The sequence below is a fragment of the Sphingobacterium sp. UBA2610 genome (assembly GCF_002339225.1).
Taxonomy (GTDB): Bacteria; Bacteroidota; Bacteroidia; order Sphingobacteriales; family Sphingobacteriaceae; genus Sphingobacterium; species Sphingobacterium multivorum.
Genome location: NZ_DDKA01000001.1, coordinates 162,907 through 182,213, shown reverse-complemented (window position 1 = coordinate 182,213; position 19,307 = coordinate 162,907). Strand labels below are relative to the sequence as shown.

The 19,307-nt window shown below is 40.5% G+C and carries 14 protein-coding genes; 6 read left to right on the top strand and 8 right to left on the bottom strand.

Annotated elements, in window-relative coordinates; genetic code table 11:
- Positions 1 to 224: 224 nt before the first annotated feature.
- Both B4Z47_RS00770 and B4Z47_RS00765 read right to left on the bottom strand, forming a co-directional pair.
- Positions 225 to 1,088 carry a metallophosphoesterase gene (locus B4Z47_RS00770; protein ID WP_070565579.1) on the bottom strand — a complete coding sequence of 288 codons (864 nt, stop codon included), beginning with the start codon at positions 1,086 to 1,088 and terminating at the stop codon, positions 225 to 227.
- Complete coding sequence (locus B4Z47_RS00765) at positions 1,085 to 1,597, bottom strand: GNAT family N-acetyltransferase (RefSeq protein ID WP_070565577.1); 513 nt, start codon at positions 1,595 to 1,597, stop codon at positions 1,085 to 1,087. The genes B4Z47_RS00770 and B4Z47_RS00765 overlap by 4 nt, the downstream gene beginning before the upstream one ends.
- Positions 1,598 to 1,716: 119 nt before the next feature.
- Here B4Z47_RS00765 and B4Z47_RS00760 point away from each other — a divergent pair, with 119 nt between their 5' ends.
- Positions 1,717 to 2,196, top strand: a complete 480-nt coding sequence (locus B4Z47_RS00760; RefSeq protein ID WP_070565575.1) for an SRPBCC family protein — start codon at positions 1,717 to 1,719, stop codon at positions 2,194 to 2,196.
- 216 nt (positions 2,197 to 2,412) lie between these two features.
- On the opposite strand, the gene B4Z47_RS00755 is transcribed toward B4Z47_RS00760, so the two are convergent.
- From B4Z47_RS00755 to B4Z47_RS00740, 4 genes are all read right to left on the bottom strand, one after another.
- Positions 2,413 to 3,030, bottom strand: a complete 618-nt coding sequence (locus tag B4Z47_RS00755; RefSeq protein WP_115050734.1) for a hypothetical protein — start codon at positions 3,028 to 3,030, stop codon at positions 2,413 to 2,415.
- A gap of 1,423 nt (positions 3,031 to 4,453) precedes the next feature.
- Positions 4,454 to 4,933, bottom strand: a complete 480-nt coding sequence (locus B4Z47_RS00750; protein ID WP_070565571.1) for an RrF2 family transcriptional regulator — start codon at positions 4,931 to 4,933, stop codon at positions 4,454 to 4,456.
- A 99-nt stretch (positions 4,934 to 5,032) separates the two neighbouring features.
- Positions 5,033 to 6,235: an NO-inducible flavohemoprotein gene (gene hmpA / locus B4Z47_RS00745; RefSeq protein ID WP_236560227.1), complete on the bottom strand. Its 1,203-nt coding sequence runs from the start codon at positions 6,233 to 6,235 to the stop codon at positions 5,033 to 5,035.
- A 227-nt stretch (positions 6,236 to 6,462) separates the two neighbouring features.
- Positions 6,463 to 7,302, bottom strand: coding sequence for a DUF4846 domain-containing protein (locus B4Z47_RS00740; protein WP_070565569.1), 840 nt, complete (start codon positions 7,300 to 7,302; stop codon positions 6,463 to 6,465).
- Positions 7,303 to 7,466: 164 nt separating this feature from the next.
- Between B4Z47_RS00740 and B4Z47_RS00735 the strand changes: the two genes are divergently transcribed.
- From B4Z47_RS00735 to B4Z47_RS00725, 3 genes are all read left to right on the top strand, one after another.
- The gene (locus tag B4Z47_RS00735; protein WP_115050736.1) at positions 7,467 to 10,889 is read left to right on the top strand and encodes a glycosyltransferase; all 3,423 of its coding nucleotides are present in this window, start codon (positions 7,467 to 7,469) and stop codon (positions 10,887 to 10,889) included.
- A gap of 137 nt (positions 10,890 to 11,026) precedes the next feature.
- Positions 11,027 to 12,535: a bifunctional ADP-dependent NAD(P)H-hydrate dehydratase/NAD(P)H-hydrate epimerase gene (locus tag B4Z47_RS00730; RefSeq protein ID WP_070565566.1), complete on the top strand. Its 1,509-nt coding sequence runs from the start codon at positions 11,027 to 11,029 to the stop codon at positions 12,533 to 12,535.
- Positions 12,532 to 12,963, top strand: a complete 432-nt coding sequence (locus tag B4Z47_RS00725; protein WP_070565564.1) for a GNAT family N-acetyltransferase — start codon at positions 12,532 to 12,534, stop codon at positions 12,961 to 12,963. The genes B4Z47_RS00730 and B4Z47_RS00725 overlap by 4 nt, the downstream gene beginning before the upstream one ends.
- Positions 12,964 to 13,004: 41 nt before the next feature.
- Here B4Z47_RS00725 and B4Z47_RS00720 read toward each other — a convergent pair whose 3' ends face one another.
- A complete protein-coding gene (locus B4Z47_RS00720) occupies positions 13,005 to 13,595 on the bottom strand; it encodes a sugar O-acetyltransferase (protein WP_070565562.1) in 591 nt (196 codons plus the stop codon).
- A 338-nt stretch (positions 13,596 to 13,933) separates the two neighbouring features.
- Between B4Z47_RS00720 and B4Z47_RS00715 the strand changes: the two genes are divergently transcribed.
- The gene (locus B4Z47_RS00715; RefSeq protein ID WP_112376574.1) at positions 13,934 to 16,147 is read left to right on the top strand and encodes a glycosyltransferase family 4 protein; all 2,214 of its coding nucleotides are present in this window, start codon (positions 13,934 to 13,936) and stop codon (positions 16,145 to 16,147) included.
- On the opposite strand, the gene B4Z47_RS00710 is transcribed toward B4Z47_RS00715, so the two are convergent.
- The gene (locus tag B4Z47_RS00710; RefSeq protein WP_070565560.1) at positions 16,119 to 17,603 is read right to left on the bottom strand and encodes a glycoside hydrolase family 130 protein; all 1,485 of its coding nucleotides are present in this window, start codon (positions 17,601 to 17,603) and stop codon (positions 16,119 to 16,121) included. The two genes, B4Z47_RS00715 and B4Z47_RS00710, sit on opposite strands and share 29 nt — an antisense overlap.
- Before the next feature lie 126 nt (positions 17,604 to 17,729).
- Here B4Z47_RS00710 and B4Z47_RS00705 point away from each other — a divergent pair, with 126 nt between their 5' ends.
- A complete protein-coding gene (locus tag B4Z47_RS00705; protein WP_112376156.1) occupies positions 17,730 to 19,187 on the top strand; it encodes an aminoacyl-histidine dipeptidase in 1,458 nt (485 codons plus the stop codon).
- Positions 19,188 to 19,307: the final 120 nt, after the last annotated feature.

Below are 19,307 nucleotides of genomic sequence, written 5' to 3'. Positions count from 1 at the left end.
GTTTTTTTATGCTTTAAATTGACGGTTTTTGATTTATGTTCCGTCGAGATATTCCATTGTCGAATTTAAAAAGCTTTGTGCGTCAGCTTTTCATCGTTTCGGATTTTTGGAGTTCAAGCTATGCTGTTTTGGGTAGACAGCAAGGAATAGATCCTTTAGACGATTATAGGCAAACTATTTATACCGCATTTTATCCATACCTTCTTTAAAAGGTTGGATCGAACCTAATGGATTTCATTTTGTGATTCCTTTTTCAAGGTGAAAATTGTAACCTCGGGTCTGGCGTTGAATCTGATAGGAATACTGTGTCCCAGTCCTCGATTGATATATAATATTCTGTTTCCGCTTATTTTTTTTATTCCTTGATCATATTTTTTGTTTCGTACAGGTATGATCGGGGAGCCCCAAAATGGAATTCGTATCTGACCCGCGTGCGTATGTCCTGCCAGAATCCAGCCAGTGTAACCATTCCAGACATTGAGGTCTGCGGCATCTGGATTATGGCATAAGACCAAACTGGCTTGCGATTGGTTATACTCCTTCATAGCTTTGATAGGGTTAAAATTCGTTCCCCAAAGGTCATCTATGCCGAATATTCTTAACCCATGAATTGTTACACTTTCATTTCTCAATACGCTGATGTTATATCCTTTGAGTAGGCTCACGATTGAGTCTGCTGCAGCACTGTCCCTAAAATTCGTTCCATAATCATGATTTCCTAGGATCGCCAATGTCTGAAGTTTGCCTTTTGGTGCAACTTGCATGACTTTATCAAGCTCAGCTAAGGGTATTTTATGATTAACGAGCCGTACAAAATCGCCGGTGTACACAATGATATCCGGTTTTAATGCTGCGATTTCTCGGAAGGTTCTTTTTATAAAATCTTTATCCACATAGTTTCCGATGTGGATGTCAGAAATCTGGACCAATGATTTTCCGTTCAATACCTCGGGTAAATGTTTTATAGGTAGATCGATCTGTTCATATTTTACCCAATGCGGCTCGATTTTCCAGCTATAAAAACCGATCAATGTACCCATAATAAGTAAGTATAGGGTGATATGCTTTAATTTTCGCTTGTTTTTCATCGCGCTAAATTAGCTTTCCATGTTGATTTATTGATTTGCATATTGAGGCTTTTCCAGGTTTCATCTCCAATTGCTACTGTTGAAATAATATTTTCGTTGATCCGGAAGCCTACGGTTTCATAGCACCGAATTGCATTGTAGTTCCAGTCATAAACGTTTAGATCAGCTATATCATAGTTTCCTTCGATGAAAAGTAGTTTTAGCAGTGCATTTATGGTGCTTTTGCCATAGCCTTTATTTCGTTCGGAACTTTTTGCAATCAAAATGCGGCAGAGTCTTGGGATGTCTCGTTCGAAGTTTAATTCACAGTGACCAATAGTTTCTGTGGTTGTTGTATCTGTTATTTTAAAAGCGCGGCGCTTTGGGTTTTGTATATATTGTTCAAGTTGCTGATCGCTAAGAGGAAACGAAAAATAAGGTCCTGCAAATTGCAATAGTTCCTCTGCTGATCCAATCCAGGATTTAAAAAGGGGGAAATCTGATCTTTCGAATGGAAGGAGTGTTATCATGCTTATTGTCTATGTTGCTGTTTGGATAGAATACACTCAATTTATAAAATTCTAATGCTGAATCCTAAAGAAGTTACCGAATTTTACGAAATTCGTGTGAAAATTTTTAAGCGTATATTATGCCGCAGCTTATTTTAGATACAGTTATAGAGGCTCCTTTGCCTGTTGTTTTTGACCTGGCGCGTAGTATTGATTTGCATATGTATTCGACAAAGAAAACAAGGGAGAAAGCGATTGATGGAGTGACGACGGGTTTGATCGAAGCAGGACAAAAGGTTCGGTGGCTCGCAAGACATCTCGGCATTACGCAAACATTGACCGTGCAGATAACGGCGATGGAAAAGCCTCATTTTTTTGAAGATCAAATGACCCAGGGGGTATTTCATACCATGGATCACAAGCACATTTTCAAGCAACTTGAAAATGGAAAAGTAGTCATGCGTGATATATTTAATTTCAAGGCGCCGCTCGGAGTTTTGGGGAGATTTGCAGAATGGCTTTTTTTAACGCGCTATATGCGATGCTTTCTCGAGGAGCGCAATCAAGTGATCAAAGAAGTTGCGGAATCAGGAAAATATGGCTCGTATATTCAAGAGTAGCTTTGTTGGAAAAAGAATAAAGGATTGATCGGCTCAGCTTAGGCGTCCTTAACAACCGTATGAATGTTCTTCGCTAGAAGGTTATAGATTTGTTCGTATCGTGTGTTTAGTGAGAAGGTCATCGATTCGCTGTTGGCTGGATTAAAATCCGATATTGACTTTGAGGTAGCATTGCTTCTTTGTACTTTTTTCGACAGTATCCGTAAAACCTTTTTATTAATGATTTCTTGCTAAAATAACCAAATCCGGTTTTTTCTTCCAAAGCTCTTCCTGTAAAAACTCAAAAGCTCCTTTTTGATTCATGGTAACCTGATGAATTTTGTTGAATTCATTGTAGAAATAGATACGATAGCTGTTAGGTCCCCGGTAATTTCTGATAATTTTTGTTTCAATACGATGGATTTGATGAATAGCGATCCGTTTGTTTCCGATCAACGGAAAGAATAAAATCTCATTTTCACAAAAAAGATAAGGAGCGGCAACGGCAAAAAAGTGCATGAGTCGTCTATTGTACTCCTGGTAGACTGCTATATCATGATCGTTTAGTCGCTGTAGCGCATTGATGAATTTTTGATTTTTAATGTAAGCCATCCAGCACAATATACCGAACGCAAAACCTAAATAAATAAAAAGAACAGATAGGGTAGGGAGTGACTTATAGAAAAACGAGAGCTTATCTTCACTGGCTGACCATTTCGAAAAAAAGGCAAATAAGAAAAAACCGTAACAAAAAGCAAACATAACCAAGAAAATTCCAATAATGACATTACGGGCTTTCTTCATCTTTATCCGTTCTGCTTTTAAGAATGATCTCACTAAGGTGTCTTTATTCATGGTCTTTTTGAAAAATTTAAAGATAATAAAAGCGTTTGTTATGTTCTTTCCGAATTTGATTTTAACGGTCTAGGGTAGTTTTTTTATGATGTATAGCTTTATATAATCCATTTTACTTATTTATTTTAAAGGTTTTTATTCTCATTTTTTTTATGAATTTGCGACCCTTCAACTCCTGAAGTTTTTTACTGGGTCCATAAAGTTCTAGCGCAGATAAGATGTTGTTTGAGTCGTTTTAAGCCCCACTGTGCTCTTCTTTTTTTGTAGAGGTGAATGTGGTGTTTTGCAGAAAGTTGTTATCTTATATCGATTAAGAGGGGGGTAGAATTGGATAGCATGACTCAGAATGGTGATATAGAAATAGAGTGTCCCGTCGACTGCAAGTCAAGTACTCCTCATGGGTACTTCGGCAGCTGTGTTTTTAAGGTTTACCCATAGTTAGGCGGGAAAGATGTTATTATCCGTTTTAAGCGATTTTGTAAAGATTATATGTATTTGGTTGGTTATGGATAGATATTCTCTTATATCGCATAAAAAGCTTGTTATATCGCGTGTTTGCTTGCGTTCATGAGACGGGGTGCGCAAGTGGGGCTTACGCTGGTCAATTGAACCCTGCTCAGGCGCCCATTTGTTTCGAGGCCTTTTTTGTCTGCGGTTATCATTGACATATGTCTTGTCGCACATGTTATTTTTAGCCTGCATAAATCAAGCGCGAAGATACAACGATATTTACCTGTTTGACTTTTGTGTAAACCGGGGCTGTATGGTTCTTCACATTGTGGCTGTACTTGAGTAAGAAAAAGGTGTGGATAAAATTTTATCCACACCTTTTTTTATTTAAAATAGCCCGTTAATGGTGTTATTTAATGTTATTTTTTTTGTTTATATAAATTACATAATTTATTGTTAATTAGAGTTTAGAATGCTATTATTTTTAATAGTATGATTCTTCCAGTAAAAATACGAAAAGATGGTGTTGTAGTCAGAGAATAATCCTCATTTTTTAAATTTAACCCAAAGGAAAGCTATGCAAAGAGGGCAATTATTGCCCAGTGATCGGTTAAATAGATGCCTGATTGCTGCGCTCAATAGGACTGTTTAATTAGGAAATGAGCATTATTTACAACAGGTTATATCGAGGCGGTCGAGCCTCTGCCAGATCTGTTTTCCTATAAGCGTAGTTTCACCCTAAAAGGTCGAATTTAGGGCGATTTTAGGTCTTCTGTGGAAACGAATGTTAAGATGTCTAAAATTCTTTTTTTACATTTTTATTTTTTTTTATAAACCTATCTTTCAGGTGTTTATTGTGTGTTATATGGATTTAATATTTATATATTGAAAAATGGAATTTATGCGCACTTCTTTACTTTTTGTAAAGGGGCACAGCTGGAAAATAGCAGGAAGAAGCGGAAGATTTGGCCTATTAATCTGAGGAATTTGTCCTGGTTTTATCGGGTTCGATATGGCTTTTCGTTAATAGGATTTTTCCCTTGATAAGATCATCATTGAATTGGCCGACTGTTGTTTTTTGAAGCATTTCTGAAAGGTTATTGCGTATGCTTTTGAACTCATGATGCAAGGGACAGGGATATTGTTCGGAGCAGAATTCAAGCCCCATGCCGCAGCCGACAAATAGACTTTCACCGTCGATTGCTTTAACGACCTCGGATAGTGGTGTGGACATATCTCCGCTGTCGAGGTAAAACCCCCCGCCAGGTCCCTTCATGGATCGAATGATACCTGCTCGGCTTAGATTCTGTAGTATCTTGCCTAGAAAAGCCTCTGGAGAATGGATACTCTCTGCTATTTCTTTTATGCTCACGCGTTTATTTTCTTGGGAGCTTTGTGCAATAAAAAAAACTGCCCTTAGTCCATATTCACATGTTTTAGAAAAAATACCCATAATCTCTTTTTTGCTTTTTGCAAATGTACAAAATCAAAAATAGCCATCCGCAACGATTAAAAATTAGGGATGACTATTTCATGAAATAGGGCAGTGCAATTAATTTAGTTGCAAAGATGCCGGACCAAATTCTTCAAAATGAATGTTCTCAGCGTTGATGCCCTGATGGGTTAAATATTGGAAGTGCTTTTTGATAAATCCTGCAGGGCCACACAGGTAATAGTTTGCCTCCTGTGGAAGATAAGAAGCATCTATTTTAGCGAGATCAACCCAACCCTCAAGAGCGTCAGTGTCCATACCCTGCGCTTCGTCATAGAAAGAAAAGCTAGTCATGTTTTGATGTTGGCTCTCCAATGTTTTTACTCTTTCTTTAAACGCATGTAGATCAGGGTTGCGGCAACCATGGATCCAAGTGATCGGTTTGTCTTCTTTCTTGTCCGCTAGATGCTCTAACATGGCCATCAATGGGGTCTGACCAACGCCGCCACTGATAAATACATGTGGTTTGTCACTTTCGACCAATTGAAAGGAGCCTGTTGGTGCTGTGAGTTCCAGTTGTTTTCCAACCTCAACGTATTGATGTATATAATTACTCACCATACCCTCAGGTTTTCCTTCCGCGGCTTCTCTTTTTACCGAAATCCGGAGGTATTCGCCGTTACTCGCATCGGAAAGACTATATTGTCTGGGTTGATAAAGGTGTAATTCGGGAAGAAATACACGTACACTTACATACTGGCCTGCCTCGTGTTTTGGAAGTCTTCCTTGATCTGTTGGCTTGAGATAAATAGACTGAATCTCATCGGTCTCGGCTACCACTTTTATAATGGTGAATGGCTTCCAGCCCGTCCATCCGCCGTCGCTCTGGATCATCTGATTATACATATCCTTTTCGACTCCGACCATCAGATCTGCTAGCTGAAAATAGGCAACTTCCCAGGCTTCAATCAGTTCTTCTGTGGCAGCAGCCCCCAATACTTCCTGAATGGACGCCAATAAATGCTTCCCAACAATCTGATAATGCTCCGGACGAATATTGAGGCTACTGTGTTTTTGTCCGATATGTTTCACTGCCGAAAGAAGGACTGCTGGATTCTCAATATGCTCCGCATAGGCTAATACTGCTGTAGCCAAAGCCGTTTGTTGTCGCGCATTTTGTTGGTTTCCCATATTGAAGACATGTTTAAGCTCCGGATTGTGGTCAAACATACGTTTATAAAAATAACTGGTCAGCGCTACACCATGTTCGTTTAAAACCGGTACAGTACCTTTGATTAACTCTTTTTGTGCTTCAGTAATCATAATAAAATATTTAAATACCTTTTTATCTTTTATTTGATCAGAATAAAAAATGAAAAAATCCACTCGCTGCGAGGAATCTTATAACCTTGATAGGGTTCATTTGCAAATGACTATCGTTTACAAAAATAGAGAATTATAATAAAAGACAAAAATATCTTTTATTATTTTTTACTGCTTGTACGGACAATCATCCGGTCGATTTTAACGGCAGTCTTGTTCACAGTGGACTACTCCCAGGTTTTAAGGTTTTTAGGATAAAATGTCCATTCAGGGGTTTTTATAATATCTTGGTCAATATCGTACCAAGGACTAAGCTTGCTGTTGTTCCAATTGTTTAAAATTTGTATTTCTTGGGCTGGCATGTAGCTTTGTGCGAGTAGTACAATTGTTTTTCCAGTGCTGTCCTTGGCCAGATCAACTACAATGATTGCATGGCCAATAGGAGATCCTTTTTGGATAAAAGTATCTCCAATCTTAACTTCTTGAGTCGTTTTTACACGGGGCAGCTCATCATGTAGTGAAGCCGTATTTGCATAGGCAAAAATATATTCCAAATATTTCCAATAGGTTGGGTAGGCGTAATCTCCTTTTGCGTAGTTTGTAAATGTACGGGGTTTACCGTCTGAAAGGAAGTTGAATTTGATATCCTTGTACCGCTTTTGTTGGTATAAGTAATCTGCCCTGAGTCGCATGACAGCATCCGCGCATTGGTGTAAATCGCGCTTTCCGATGTCCAGCTTTACAACACTGTTGTAGATGTTATTTCTAGGTTTAATTTTTCCATTGTAATAATGTACCTCCCTGTCGATGGGGTACAATGGAAGATTTTCAAGGAAATTTCCAAATTCTTCAGTCCGGTAGTTTGCTCTTTTAAAGCCTTCCGGCAATAAAATGCGTGATTTGACCGTCATCCCAGCGGGGTTAATAAACTGGCTTCCGTCCGTTCTCGCTAGATCCGCAGCGACCGAGTCGAGCACTTGGGCTTTTGGTGAAGCCACATTCGGTTGTCCACAGCCAATGAAAACCTGACACGAGAGGAGTGGAATGAGTACATGTATGGATCTCATATAAAATTTTCTGAACTAGTGTATTGCGTTTATCGAATATACTTAAATCTAGATATAATTCGAAACATAAATCATTTGAGAAAATTAAGAAATTTTTAAGCTACTCATCCGCTTTTTGGATCATTTTCTGATGTAGCTTAGCCGAAGTTAAAAAGAATACGATTATGTCAGGAAAACAGATTTTTCAGACGTCAAGCAAAAAGCGCTGGTACGCTTTTTCATGGATGAGCAGCGCATTGGTAATAGGTTTGATCATTGGTGTGATATGTGTGGTTTATACATTGGGAAAGATTCAGATTCCTCCTTTTCCAACAATTAATACCAACACAGCATTGACCGAAAAGTCCACCGCCAGATTAAAAAAATCCAAACAATTCAAGGAGTTTACCATTGTAAAATCCGAATTGGAGAAGATTAAACGTGACCGTGAGCTGAAGCATTTGAAACATATTGGTACCAAAGACAGGATCAATATGGGCTTTTATGTCAGTTCTTGGTCTAATGAAGTTCGTGAACAGTCTTTATCTGATTTACGCCGAAATATAGGTCATTTGGATATGGTCGCCATGGAGTCCTTTTTTACGGTACCTAATCAAGATACCGTGGTCGATAAAGCAGATACTGCTGCGCTTAAGGTGATCCATCAATATAAGCGTAAAGCAATTGCGCAGATTTCCAATTTCAGTGGTAACGATTTTGATGGGCAGACTGTAAAGGCTATTTTGCTTAATCCGGATAAACAACAACGTTTTATAGACGACATCCTTCTTAAAGTGAAGCGTAATGGTTTTGCAGGCATAAATATCGACTTTGAGAATTTACAGTTGGATGACCACCAGCCATTAAACGATTTTATGGCGCATATCTATACCGTATTTCATACGGAGGGCCTGCTTGTCACGCAAGATATCTCGCCTGAAAATGATGATTACGATCCCATTTCCTTACAAAAATATAACGATTATATTATTTTGATGGCTTATGATCAGCATTCCATTGAAAGTAATGCTGGGGCCATTTCACATCAGGCATGGGTTGAAAAGAACCTGGATGAACTTTGCAATAAGATCGATGCAGACAAAGTGATTTTGGCTTTGGCATGTTATGGATATGACTGGCCGAAAGATCGGGTGGGCAAAACGTTGACGTATGATAACGCCGTTATCTTGGCGCATAATTACAATGCTAAGATTACTTTTGATCCCCAATCTTCCAATCTCAACTTCAGCTATACAGATGGTGCGGGGATGCGCCATGATGTCTATTTCACCGATGCCGCAACTTATTTCAATCTCATCCGCAAAGCCGATGACTGGGGCCTTGCAGGCATTGCTCTTTGGCGTTTGGGAAGTGAAGACGCTCGTTTATGGTCGTTTATTTCCAGATCATTGAATCAAGAAAATTTGAAAAAAGAGCCTTTTGACTTTCGGAAAATAAGTCAGATCAATGTGGGAGGGATTCAATATATTGGCGATGGGGAAATTTTGGATTTGGTCAATAGCCCGGCTCCTGGGGAAGTTAAATTTACTTACGATCCATCGACGCTAATGATTCAGGACCAAGTGTATGTAAAAACACCGAGTAATTACGTTATTAAGCGCTTTGGAGAAAGAGACAAGACGGTGGTGCTCACATTCGATGATGGGCCTGATCCGACATATACGCCACAAGTATTGGACATCTTAAAAAAAGAACGTGTTCCGGGAGCTTTCTTTCTTGTGGGTGTGATGGCTGAGAAAAATATGGATCTGGTCCGTCGCGAATACCAGGAGGGACATGAAATCGGTAACCATACTTTTTTTCACCCCGATATGTCCACAATAGGGCCAAATCGTGTTAAGTTCGAGTTGAACGCCACCCGAAAGATCATTGAATGTATAACCGGTCATAGTACAATTCTTTTCAGAGCTCCTTTTAATGCGGATGCCGAACCACAGACGGTGGCCGAAATTCTGCCCGTGGCCCAGAGCCGTAAAGAGAACTATATCAATATTGGCGAATACATCGATCCCAACGATTGGTTACCTGGCCGTACAGCAGATGAAGTCTATAATGAAGTCATCAAACGACGCGATAACGGGAATATTATCCTATTACATGATGCTGGAGGCAATCGAGAAGCGACCATAGCCGCCTTGCCACGTATTATTCATTATTTTAAATCGCATGGATATAAATTTGCAACGATTGGTGATTTAATGGGCAAAAAACGAGATGAATTGATGCCACCTGTTGAAAATGCTTCCGATTCGGGATTTAGTGGATCTTCCAACCGCTTGTTCTTAGGAACATTGTTTTATGGTAACATCTTTTTGAATCTGGTTTTTTCCATTGCCATTGTATTGGCAATTTTTAGAACAGCAATGATTGCTTATTTGGCAATCCGGCAAAAACAAAAAAGTAAAAAAGAGCAATCTCAATTGGTTGTGGATCCTCGGGAGAAGGTAAGTGTGATCATTCCGGCCTATAATGAGGAAATAACCGTGTTGGCAACTATAAAAAGCCTGTTGAATTTGGATTACCCCAATTATGAGTTGATTTTCGTTGATGATGGATCGAAAGATAAAACTTTTGAGATGGTCAGTAAGGTGTATGGCGATCATCCTAAAGTCAGGTTATTTACAAAACCAAACGGAGGGAAAGCATCTGCGCTTAACTATGGTATCGAGCAATCCGATGCTCAGTTTGTGCTCTGTATCGATGCCGATACTCAACTGAAGACAGATGCGCTAAAGCAGTTGATGAAATATTTTAACAAATCTCAAGTCGCTGCTGTCGCAGGAAGTGTTAAAGTAGGAAATGTCCATAATATATTGACACATTGGCAATCGATCGAGTATATTACTTCACAGAATATGGATAGGAGAGCTTTCGATTTGCTCAACATGATATCGGTCGTACCAGGGGCAATTGGCGCCTTTCGTAGATCTGTTATTTTGGAAGTGGGTGGATTTACAACGGATACATTAGCGGAAGATTGTGATTTAACCATGCGTATATTAAGAGCGGGTTATACCGTGCGAAATTCATCTGAAGCAATCGCTTATACGGAAGCACCAGATACGGTAAAAATGCTCTTCAAGCAGCGTTTCCGTTGGAGCTTTGGTGTGTTGCAGAGTTTTTGGAAAAATAAACAAACCCTGTTAAATCCCAAATATGGCTATTTTGGTATGGTCGGAATGCCTAATATTCTGATTTTTCAGATTATACTTCCTTTATTTGCGCCCTTGGCCGATATTTTTATGTTATTCTCTCTGGTGAGCGGTCTTTTCTCCCTAAGCGAGGTAAATGGTATCAGCTGGACAGGAATTGCAGGATTATTTTCACTGCATAATGGTTTTGGTCAAGTGATGTTTTATTACTTCCTTTTTGTATTCGTGGATATGTTCTTTGCAGGCATTGCCTTTAAAATGGAAGGCGAGAAGCTTAGCAATTTAATTTATTTGTTTCCGCAGCGTTTTTTCTGGCGTCAACTGATGTATTTCGTTTTATTCAAGTCTGTCAGAAAAGCGATTAAAGGTGAATTAAATACTTGGGGTACCTTGAAACGGACAGGCGGGGTGAAAGAGGTAACAACAAGTGCATAGAAATTGTGACTTACACGAGTTAGGCGGTAGCATCCTTCTTGGTATCCTACTTTAGGATTGCTATCGCCTACCAAAAAGTATACAGAGATTTTTAATTGAGCTTGAGAATAGGTACTTTCAATAAAAATAGAAACGACATGAAGATACTTTCCGCTCAGCAGATAAACGGGATTGATAGTGAAACCTTAAAGGATCAGAAAATTAGTAGTCTTGACCTGATGGAACGAGCTGCAACAGTTGTTTTTGAGGAAATTAAAAAGCTTCATTCACGATTGGAGCAAAGTACCTTTTATATTTTTTGTGGTAAGGGAAACAACGGCGGCGATGGTTTGGTGCTGGCGGGTCTGTTGGATCAACAACAGGCCCAAGTCAAGGTTTATTTAGTGGATGTTAAGGATTACTCCGTAGATAATCTTACCAATCAAAAGCGTTTACCCAATCATATGATTCAAAAAATTGCAGCGGAAGACCAGATTGATATTCCTTCCGATGCAATCGTACTGGATTGCTTGTTTGGATATGGATTAAAGCGGGCACTGACAGCTGACTGGAATGGTATAATTTCCAGTATAAATGGATGTGGTGCAACAATCTATTCGATCGATATGCCTTCTGGGCTGCTGGCTGATGAAAAGACAGCTAAAGATGTTCCCATTGTAAAGGCAGATATGGTATATACCTTTCAGTTTCCAAAGATAGCCTTGCTAATACCCGAAAACCAATGGTATGTAAAAGACTTCAAGGTATTGGATATCGGTCTTAGCCAACGTGCAATTGAATTGGCAGAAACCAATCTGTTTTATGTCGACGAGTCCTTCCTTAGGTCCTTTTATCGACAACGAAGGAGATTTGATCATAAGGGAACATTTGGTCATACCCTGATTATTGGCGGAAGTAAAGGTAAAATGGGGGCTGTTCAGCTTGCGCTAAAAGCGGCTCTTCGAGCGGGTTGCGGTTTAGCCTCAGCTTATGTACCTAACTGCGGTAATACTATTTTACAGACTGCCGTGCCCGAAGCGATGGTGATGACTGATCTCCAACAAGATTTCATTAGTCAATTCCCCTTATTGACAGGTTATCAGTCAGTGGGTATCGGAATCGGGATGGGAACAGCATCCCATACAATTGATGCGTTAAAGGTATTTATAACTCAGGTTAATGATACCCCTTTGGTATTAGATGCTGATGCTTTAAATATTCTTGCCCGCGAACCAGATCTTTGGGCCTCTGTTCCAGCGCACAGTATATTAACACCCCATCCCAAAGAACTTAGCCGGATATTGGGTGCTTGGCAAGATGATTTCGAAAAGATTGAGAAAGTGAAAGCTTTTGCGCGTAAACATCAGTTGTACCTGTTAATAAAAGGGGCAAATAGTGCAATGGTTATGCCTGATGGGCTCGTTTACTTCAATAGTACAGGCAACGTGGGCATGGCAACAGGAGGCAGTGGCGATATACTGACAGGGATTATTACCTCCTTGCTTGGACAGGGCTATTCTTCTAAAGAAGCTTTAATTATGGGGGTATATATCCATGGGCGCGCGGCAGATATTGCAGTTAAGACGATTGGTGCCTATTCCTTATTACCTTCGGATACCATTAATCATCTTTCCGACGCATTTATCTCATTAGAAAAAGGATTATGATAGATTGGTACATTGAACAAGTTTTTGCCGCCCGGACCTGGAAACTTCGAAAAGAGGTTTTCGCTCTGGAAGGTAAGTTGGCCGAGGTGATGTTGGAGGGCGATTTTGAAGCGACGCATTTTGCCGCCTACGACGGAAACGAAGTAGTAGGCGTGCTGAGCCTGATTAGTTCAGGTGATACTTATACAATCCATTTCCTCGCTGTTGCTCCACATGTAAGACTGAAAGGTGTAGGCACAGCATTATTGAAACATGCGCGACTATTTATCGATACGTTCGGTGGTAAAATGCTCCAAGCCGAAGCGCCCTCTGCACAGCAGCATTTTTGGGAAAGTAATGGTTTTGTTCCTATAAAACAAAAGGAGGAGCTCATGATCACGTATTCATTACCGCCAACCAATGATCTCATGCCCGACAATGAGCCATGAGGTAGGTTATGGCTGCACACCGGTGCTGCTCCTTGTGATCCTTACGGATTTTCAGCATAGGTGATCCGATCCGCTTCGGTAATGTTACGTATAACCCGGCACGGATTACCTGCAGCTACGACGTCTGCTGGAATATCTTTTGTGACGACTGATCCAGAACCAATGACCGAATTTTTTCCGATTCGCACGCCGGGATTGACGACAACCTGTCCACCGATCCATACATTATCTTCGATTACGATAGGCAACGCAAACTCCCAACCTTGATTTCTTGCTTCAAAATGGAGGGGATGGCCGGCTGTGAAGAGGCTTACATTAGGACCAAATAATACATTATCACCTATGGTAACTGGTGCACCGTCTAATATTGTACAATTATAATTGCTGTAAAAGTTCTCACCAATAGCAATATTGTAACCATAATCGCAACGAAAAGGAGGTTCGAGAAAGAATCGAGTTCCCGTCGATTTAAAAAGTTTTTGAATAATCTGTTTTCTGAATTTCAGGTGTTTAGGCTCCGAATCGTTAAACCGTTTAAGTTCTTCTTTTGCGTATTGTCTTTCCTTAAATAATTGCCCCTCCGAATCGATATAGGGAAGGCCGGCAATCATTTTTTCCTTTGCTGATTTCATTCAATGCCCATTTTTCCGCAACAAACTTAGATAAATTGATTTTTAAATGCAATAGCAATCTACGCCTTGTGAATCTGGGTTATTGAGTTTTTTTTGCATAATCAATGGCCCTTGTTTTCAACTAAGCATAACCAATGGATACCCTGTTTCCATCAAATGGGCTGCGTTGCAGCGCCAAGTTTTGTAACAGGAGCTTATCTACACAAGGTGGTTTAGCACCTTCTTCCGATTTAATTCATTGCAGTTGTGACAAACAATTTTCCTTCGAAAAGCATTTAGATAATGGACACACGTATGCTACTGCCTTCGTCGTAGCTGTATTCAAAATTATTATTTCAATGAAGATCGCTTATATAAGTACTTACTTGCCCAAAGAATGTGGCATCGCCACTTTTACATCGGATTTGTTGCATGCTGTTGCGTTGCATAATCAGGAATTAACACAGCACGTTTTTGCTGTCGCTGACCGGGACTATGATTATCCCAGTGAAGTTGTCTTTAAAATAGACCAGTATGATCAATTGTCCTATATTGAAGCAGCCAACTATATTAATGAACATGGCTATGACTGTGTGATATTGGAGCATGAATATGGCATCTTCGGTGGTAATAGTGGAATATATATCTTATCGTTGGTTAACGCATTGCATATTCCATTGTTAGTTAATTTTCATACCATTCTTGAGAAGCCGAATGTTGATGAAAAGGCTATTCTCATTGAAATTGTAAAAAGGGCTTCGATTGTAATCGTCATGAGTAATTATGCGGTTACTTTACTCAAATCCATTTATAGGGTCAATACCACGAAAGTTAGACTGATACACCATGGTGTGCCCGAGTTTACCTTGGAACATGAGCTTGCAAAGCTTAAAAAAGGTCTTTCTGGCAAGAAAGTGTTATTGACATTTGGTTTCCTGGGACGCAACAAGGGCATCGAAATGGTGATTGAATCCTTGCCTGAAGTCGTTAAAGATGAACCAGATCTGTTGTACCTGGTCGTTGGCAAAACACACCCTAATGTGTTGGCGCATTCGGGAGAGGAGTATCGGGAGTATCTAGGCAGTCTCGTGGAAGCTTATCAGTTGCAGGAGCACGTCCAATTTGTTAATTCCTTTGTGAGCCAGGCCGATCTGGTAGAGTATCTTTGTGCCTGTGACGTTTATGTCACCCCTTATGTTAATGAGGCGCAGATTACGAGTGGAACGTTATCTTACGCCATTGGTGCCGGAGCTGCAGTGGTCTCTACGCCTTACTGGCACGCAAAGGAACTGCTGGCTGATGGAAGGGGGGTATTGGTCGAATTTAAAAATTCAGCCAAGATGGCTGAAGCGCTTAAAAACTTGTTTTCAAATTTGGATTATCGTACCACCTTGCGGGACAATGCCAGTGCATTTGGAAAGGAGCTCACCTGGAAAAATATTGGCCTCCGGTATACACGGATTTTAAATAAAATCATACCTACCTACGACGGCCTTAAAGAAAACGCAGGATTTAGTAAAGATGAGATGCCTAAATTCAGCTGGAAGCATATCGATAGGTTGACCAATCAGGTGGGTATCTTACAGCACGCAACTTATTCTTTGCCCAATTATAAAGAAGGCTACTGTCTTGACGATAATGCGAGGGCACTTTTACTTGCTTTATTAGCCCAGGATAATTTTGCTGATAAGAAGTTAGACCGCCGTATTTCCACCTACCTGAGTTATATTTATTATCATCAGCGCGAAGACGGTCTTTTTCATAATTTTATGGATTTCCAGCATAATTTCTTGGATGAAGTCGGTTCGGAGGATTCCTTTGGACGAACGATATGGGCCCTGGGGGTGCTTCTTCGTAAAACTAAATTAACCAGTTATTATCAATTGGGACACGAGTTATTTTTTAGAGCTGTGCCGAATTTCGGTCAGTTGCGCTCCAACCGGGCGATAGCGTATACTGTGCTGGGAATTGCCGAATATTTGCATCATCAATCCAATGACGAGGTCATGATAGAGCTGATGCGGACGCTTATCGGCAAACTTGTGCGGGAATACGAAGCGAGTTCAGATGAACACTGGCAATGGTTTGAATCCGTATTGGCGTATGATAATGCAATATTACCTTATGCGTTTTTGACAGCATATCCTTTTTTAAATGATGAGACAATAAAACAATTGGGGCTAACGACATTAAAGTTTCTCGAAAGCATTACGATCCAAAATGGTGCGCTTTCGTTGGTTGGAAACCAGGAATGGGCCAAGCAGGGCAAGCATGTCAGCAAGTTTGGTCAGCAGCCGCTCGATGTTACAGCCATGGTATTTATGTATCGCGAAGCTTTTCGACTGACGAATAAAAAGGTTTATTTTACCCGAATGATAGCCTCATTCCGCTGGTTCTTGGGCGAGAATGATCTTAGACTCGGACTCTACGATGAGGAAACCAAAGGTTGCTGTGATGGACTGGAGGCTTATGGCATCAATAGAAACCAAGGGGCTGAAAGCACCCTCTGTTTCTATTTGGCCTATATTGTGGTTTCTCGTGCCTTTAATGATAGCGATCAGGATTCAAGATAGCCAGCAATAAGTCTTCAAGCTTGATGGTGGCATAAGTCGACTCATAATCAGACATTGCATACGGTAAAATGAGGTGTTCATTGTGGACCAGGGCACCGCAGGAATAAATGACGTTTGGTACATAGCCTTCCCGTTCTTCATCGTTTGGGGTCATCAATGGGCTATGTAGTCGTCCAATTTCAACATGGGGGTTGTCCAGGTCCAGAAGGGAGGCCCCCAAAACATACTCGCGCATCGGGCCCACGGCATGGGTCAGGATTAGCCAGCCATATTGAGTTTCAATCGGTGAGCCACAATTGCCGATCTGGACAAATTCGTAGGGATATTCAGGTTCTTGAATGCGGATTGCCGTTTCCTGCCATATGTTGATATTGTTGGAGTAAGCAATATAATTGTTTTCACCGTCAATTCGACAGAGCATGGCGTAGCGCCCATTTATTTTTCTTGGAAATAGTGCCGCACCTTTATTGGCAATTTCACCATAGATGGGTTTCACCTTAAAATGATAAAAATCTTTTGTGGTGAGCAGTTTAGGAAGGATACTAAATCCGTCGTAGGCTGTGTAGGTAGCATAATAGATGCTCTCATTCTTCTCAGTTTTGAACTGGACAAAACGGGCGTCTTCTATCCCTCTTTTTTCTGTGTCGGCGAGCGGAAATATCACGCGTTCCGAAATGGAAGTGTCCAATGAAAAAGTCATTTCATAATGCGAGGAAGCGAGCCAGAGCGCCTGTTGTAAAAATGTCACATTTTCAAGATTTTCTTCACTCTCCCGCCGCACTTCATCGATGTACCGCTTAAGTTCCTCATACGTAAATGTCTCCGTTAGCTTTTCCTCGAGTTTGGACTTAACTTCCGTTGGTTCCGCATGTAGCTCATTCATCTTCTTTAAGAAGGACTCCTTGTGATACCGGTGGTTTTTAACTTGCATGGGTTTATCCAATAGATTACCGATATAGTCGATATGGATATTATTGTCGACATCCAAGGTGCCCGAGCGAAAAACGATCGAAGAGACATGACCTTCTCCGGTGGCCCTGAAGCTTAAAATAACCCGTTTTTCACCTTTGAATAATTCGGTCTGATCCGGATGTTCGATAATGGAGGGATTAAATAACGCTGCCGATTCAATGGAATATTCCATGGTAAAGTAAGAGCCGATCAGCAACTTGTCGATATGACTTAGCTTCTCCTTTGAAAATGGAATCTTCTCCAAAAGGTGGCTTACCCGGTCAAAATTTCGTTCAAAGATATGGGCAATGCTACGATGTCTTTTCGTATAGCTTCGTAAAACCTGTCCAAAGACTTCTTTCCGTTCCGACTCATTAAGGGATAAAATGCGCCTGATAATTTTTATTGTACGGTCATCGCCAAGGAAAAAAAAACGTGCGAGAACTCTTTTCTTATCCGGTTTAAAGTAAATATCCTTTCGTTCAACTTGTACTGGTTTATGCATAATTTTATGTTCATGTTTACACATTTATTAGAACGATCAGCGATTGTCTTTTGTTTTATTCCCCGGCAATAATCAACGGATATCTGATAAAAATCGAGTAACTTTGACCAAGGAAAAATTTAAGATATGATTGAAAATAGTTTAGAACCAAAAGCAATTTGGAAAAATTTCGTTGCATTGAATGCGGTCCCCAGAGCTTCAAAAAAAGAAGAGCGCGTGATTGCCTTTATGGTAGACTTTGGTAAATCCTTGGGTTTAGAAACAAGCGTTGATGAGATTGGTAACGTGCTCATTAAAAAATCCGCTACTCCGGGAATGGAGAATCGCAAAACGATTGTTTTGCAGTCGCATTTAGATATGGTGCACCAAAAAAATAACGATACTGTTTTTGACTTCGATAATGAAGGTATTAAGATGTACGTTGATGGCGATTGGGTAAAAGCAGAAGGTACCACTTTAGGGGCAGATAATGGTCTTGGTGTTGCGACAATCATGTCGATTCTGGAATCATCCAGTATTGTACACCCTGCTATTGAAGCTTTGTTTACCATTGATGAAGAAACAGGTATGACAGGAGCTTTAGGTTTAAAAGGCGGTGTACTTTCGGGCGAAATCTTGCTCAATTTGGATACAGAGAATGATACTGAAATTGATATTGGCTGTGCCGGCGGGATTGATGTGACGGCAACGCAGTCCTATAGCGCAGAACCTTGTCCTTTTGATACGTTATCTTTTGAAATTACCGTAAAAGGACTACATGGCGGGCACTCTGGAATGGATATTCATAAAGGTTTTGCCAATGCCAATAAGGTAATGAATCGCCTGCTCTATAGAGGCTATGAACATTTTGGATTGCGTATTGCGTCGTTATTGGGTGGAAGCCTCCGCAACGCCATCCCGAGAGAAAGCGTTGCCAAAGTGGTGGTGGTTAAGGATAAAGCAACTGACTTTGTTCAGCAGCTAACACAATTGGCTCAGGATATTAAATTGGAATATGCAACGACAGAACCAGCTATGGAAATTGTGGTGAAGCAAACTGATGCTGCTTATGCTACAGTCGTTCCCGTAAACGTGCAGGAAAACTTGATCAACAGCGTTTATGCGGCCTTAAATGGTGTATATCGTGTGAGTGCCGATTTTGAAGACTTGGTAGAAACCTCCAATAATATTGCCAAAGTAGAAGTAGGCGGGGAAAAGGTTTCCATCAAATGTCTAACCAGATCTTCTGTTGAAACTTCTAAATTTGATTTAGCCCAATCGTTACAGGCAGCATTTGAACTGGGCGGTTTTAAGGTAGATTTTTCGGGCAATTATCCCGGATGGGCTCCTAATCCGAATTCTGAAATTTTAGAAGTCCTCAAATCCATTTATACGAGACAACATGGCGAAGTTCCGGAAGTCGTGGCGTGCCATGCCGGATTGGAATGCGGTATCTTGGGGACAAACTATCCGGCAATGGATATGATTTCTTTTGGACCAACAATCTTAGGTGCACATTCGCCTGCAGAGCGTGTCTCCATTTCTTCGGTGCAGAAATTTTGGAGTTTTGTGCTTGATATTCTCAAAGAGATCCCCAAAAAATAAGTCGCAACAGCAGACGGTTGCATTATTTCTGAACGACAGGCCATGAAATCAAAGTCATCGGCGAGTAAACAAAAACGGGTATGGCTTGAGCTATACCCGTTTTTGTTTGTATCATTTTTT

Excerpts from the sequence above, each read along its gene's own strand:
- B4Z47_RS00730 (WP_070565566.1), top strand. The coding sequence starts at position 11,027 with ATGAAGATACTTTCCGCTCAGCAGATAAACGGGATTGATAGTGAAACC.
- B4Z47_RS00735 (WP_115050736.1), top strand. The coding sequence starts at position 7,467 with ATGTCAGGAAAACAGATTTTTCAGACGTCAAGCAAAAAGCGCTGGTAC.
- B4Z47_RS00725 (WP_070565564.1), top strand. The coding sequence starts at position 12,532 with ATGATAGATTGGTACATTGAACAAGTTTTTGCCGCCCGGACCTGGAAA.
- B4Z47_RS00760 (WP_070565575.1), top strand. The coding sequence starts at position 1,717 with ATGCCGCAGCTTATTTTAGATACAGTTATAGAGGCTCCTTTGCCTGTT.
- B4Z47_RS00705 (WP_112376156.1), top strand. The coding sequence starts at position 17,730 with ATGATTGAAAATAGTTTAGAACCAAAAGCAATTTGGAAAAATTTCGTT.
- B4Z47_RS00770 (WP_070565579.1), bottom strand. The coding sequence starts at position 1,088 with ATGAAAAACAAGCGAAAATTAAAGCATATCACCCTATACTTACTTATT.
- B4Z47_RS00715 (WP_112376574.1), top strand. The coding sequence starts at position 13,934 with ATGAAGATCGCTTATATAAGTACTTACTTGCCCAAAGAATGTGGCATC.
- B4Z47_RS00710 (WP_070565560.1), bottom strand. The coding sequence starts at position 17,603 with ATGCATAAACCAGTACAAGTTGAACGAAAGGATATTTACTTTAAACCG.
- B4Z47_RS00720 (WP_070565562.1), bottom strand. The coding sequence starts at position 13,595 with ATGAAATCAGCAAAGGAAAAAATGATTGCCGGCCTTCCCTATATCGAT.
- B4Z47_RS00765 (WP_070565577.1), bottom strand. The coding sequence starts at position 1,597 with ATGATAACACTCCTTCCATTCGAAAGATCAGATTTCCCCCTTTTTAAA.
- B4Z47_RS00750 (WP_070565571.1), bottom strand. The coding sequence starts at position 4,933 with ATGGGTATTTTTTCTAAAACATGTGAATATGGACTAAGGGCAGTTTTT.
- B4Z47_RS00740 (WP_070565569.1), bottom strand. The coding sequence starts at position 7,302 with ATGAGATCCATACATGTACTCATTCCACTCCTCTCGTGTCAGGTTTTC.
- B4Z47_RS00755 (WP_115050734.1), bottom strand. The coding sequence starts at position 3,030 with ATGAATAAAGACACCTTAGTGAGATCATTCTTAAAAGCAGAACGGATA.
- hmpA (WP_236560227.1), bottom strand. The coding sequence starts at position 6,235 with ATGATTACTGAAGCACAAAAAGAGTTAATCAAAGGTACTGTACCGGTT.